The organism is Bacteroides propionicifaciens DSM 19291 = JCM 14649, from assembly GCF_000375405.1.
Taxonomy (GTDB): domain Bacteria; phylum Bacteroidota; class Bacteroidia; order Bacteroidales; family Bacteroidaceae; genus Bacteroides_E; species Bacteroides_E propionicifaciens.
Map to the genome: position 1 here is coordinate 1 of NZ_AQWS01000064.1, position 2,605 is coordinate 2,605.

General features: G+C 33.4%; 3 protein-coding genes. 1 reads left to right on the top strand and 2 read right to left on the bottom strand.

Annotated elements, in window-relative coordinates:
• The first annotated feature begins 293 nt into the window (after positions 1–293).
• Positions 294–1,136: a site-specific tyrosine recombinase/integron integrase gene (xerA, locus tag B091_RS0111455; RefSeq protein WP_018110133.1), complete on the top strand. Its 843-nt coding sequence runs from the start codon at positions 294–296 to the stop codon at positions 1,134–1,136.
• An 83-nt stretch (positions 1,137–1,219) separates the two neighbouring features.
• On the opposite strand, the gene B091_RS13015 is transcribed toward xerA, so the two are convergent.
• Positions 1,220–1,411 (bottom strand): ADP-ribosylglycohydrolase family protein, encoded by a 192-nt coding sequence (locus B091_RS13015; protein ID WP_018110134.1) that lies wholly within the window; start codon positions 1,409–1,411, stop codon positions 1,220–1,222.
• A gap of 549 nt (positions 1,412–1,960) precedes the next feature.
• Positions 1,961–2,431 (bottom strand): hypothetical protein, encoded by a 471-nt coding sequence (locus B091_RS0111465; RefSeq protein WP_025069681.1) that lies wholly within the window; start codon positions 2,429–2,431, stop codon positions 1,961–1,963.
• Positions 2,432–2,605 lie beyond the last annotated feature (174 nt).

Below are 2,605 nucleotides of genomic sequence, written 5' to 3' on the forward strand. Positions count from 1 at the left end.
CTCGGTTATTTTTAGACCAATCAATTATTGCTTTTAGTTTTTCGTCACGAACTTTCATTTTTACGAGGTGGGTTTTACTATGTCGTACAACGTCTTATTTACGCACTAAATATACAACATTCGTAAATATAAACCTTATAACATTCGTACACCACCTTACACAACCTACTCATGAAAAACGCTTAACTATATGCATTAAAGCGGAATTAAGGATATATATAAATGTCAGAAAAAGAATAGCATTTACGAATGTTTTGCTATTTTTGTATTAGCAACTATTATATATATATATCATGGATATTGAAAAACTACTTATACAGTTTGAGCAAAAACTCATATTGCAGCGCTATAGTCCTAATTCAATCAGGAATTATAAAAGCGCAATGAAGAGTTTTCTTGAAATTGCTGAAAAGAAATTCTCCCATCCATCTGAGCTAAACGAAGCGATTATTGAAAAATATGTTTTGTGGAAAGTTCAGAAACATAAGATTGGCAGTTCACATCAGCGGATGATTATAGCTTCAATAGACAAATTTTACTCTTCGGTGTATAATACGAAATTAAATATAGAGCATCTTTATCCTGCTCGTAAATCATTTTCTTTGCCCAATTATCTAACAACAGATGAAGTGAAAAAGCTGATTGAAAGCGTAGAGAACATCAAACACAGATGTATAATTAAGTTACTGTATGGATCGGGACTGCGGCTCGGCGAACTGCTTCACCTGAAACTGACTGATATTGATTCTAAAAGTATGATTATTCATATCAAAAACTCGAAAGGCAACAAAGATAGAGTTGTGATGTTGTCTGAAGCTCTATTGGAAGAATTGCGCACATATTTTATAAAACACAAACCTGCTGACTTTTTATTTGAGGGGCAATCAGGTGGTATGTATTCGCCTAAATCTGTGCAAGTGATTGTAAAGAATGCTGCATCAAAAGCGGGTATTAAAAAGCAAATAACTCCGCATACATTGAGACATAGCTTTGCAACTCATTTGCTAGAGTCGGGCACCGATATTCGTTTCATTCAACAGTTGCTGGGGCATGAATCAATTAAGACTACCGAAAAATACACGCATATTACTGATATCTCTAAATCCAAAATAAAGAGTCCGTTGGATATGCTTTAGTCGTATGGGAGAAGCATGTAGTTGAGGAGGCAAGAAAATAATCTATAGAAGCAGTTCATCGGCTTTATTGTTATTTTATTTTGTTAGTTGCTGGCAAGTTTATCCGAAAGCCTTTCTGCTAAGTTGTTAATATCATCGTATCTTGCTATTTGTTCTATCCATTTTTTAGGAATATTATCAAATCCGTAAAGGAGCCCTGCGAGACCGCCTGTTACTGCTCCGGTTGTGTCGGTGTCGCTACCTAAATTGACCGCTTTTAACCCACATTGCAGCAATATTTCAAAGACTTCCTGCTAATCAGCAATTTGCTATTCTAGGTATTCCGATTTGAGCACTACAGATTTTTTCGTATCCATCCGAGCAACTACACCTTATTTTCCCAAAATTCTCTGTGATTTTCTATTTTTTTAGGTTCAATAATATGAGGCAAAAGTTCATGAAATGAGGTGGAGCATACAAGATGTAGTTGGTCGGAGGGATACAAATCAAGTCTCAAGTTATTAACAACATCACCCCAAATTGTTGATAAGAGTTGTATCTTTCAGAGTATGAGGTTTTTGTTTCTTTATTGTTGGCTTCAATTAATTGTCCGATAGTGATGTAGATATATAAAAACAGAGACGCCCAATCATGAGCGTCTCTATCATTAATTATTCTGATAAAAACTTTACCATTATTTACTCTTTTCAACTGTCTATTTGCGAAGGGTAATTTGTTTATTTCTTTGAGAAAAATCTTTAGGATTAATTCTTCATAAATTCCTGGTTCCTGGGGTTCACTTGTTGAAAGTAGCCAGATTTCAAAGCATTCATTAATTAACTGTTTTAATAGTCAAAATACTCCCAGTTGTTATTAATGTAATTCCTTTTATAGTAGCCTACTTTTGTTCCTCTTGAGTTGTAAACATTTAATTTATCTTTATCAAAATAATCTTGTTCATAATATCCAGTTACATTACCATTGTCATCATAAATATTGGTCTTTGCTTTGTTGAAATAATCTTGCTTTGTTGAGCCTTGACTATTCCCCTTTTGGTCGTAGTAATTTGTTTTATCTTTGTCAAAATAGTCGTCTTTTGCTGTCTGCACAAGGTTCCCATTTTTATCATAAACATTAATTTTTGATTTGTCAAAGTAGTCCCGCTTATAGTAACCTATTGTGTTGCCATAACTGTCCTTGATGTTTACTTTTTCTTTGTCAAAATAATCTTGCTCGTATTTGTAATCTTGAGCATAGGTCATTGTCATTATTGCTCCGCAGAGTAACAGTGTTAAAATTAGAAGTGCTTTTCTCATTTTGTTTTTACTTTAATTTGTATTCTTACTCTATTCGGTTTTTAGATTTCTCTGTCTGCGGTCTTTTAAGCTAACCGCTAACGTCTAATTTAAATAACTTCTCTTTTAAACATTCGTATATACATTTAATTTGGATGTTATACGCATAATACTCTATTCCAAAATTTACTTTTC

What these genes read in the sequence shown, in the direction of transcription:
- xerA (WP_018110133.1), top strand. Translation starts at nt 294, where the DNA reads ATGGATATTGAAAAACTACTTATACAGTTTGAGCAAAAACTCATATTG.
- B091_RS0111465 (WP_025069681.1), bottom strand. Translation starts at nt 2,431, where the DNA reads ATGAGAAAAGCACTTCTAATTTTAACACTGTTACTCTGCGGAGCAATA.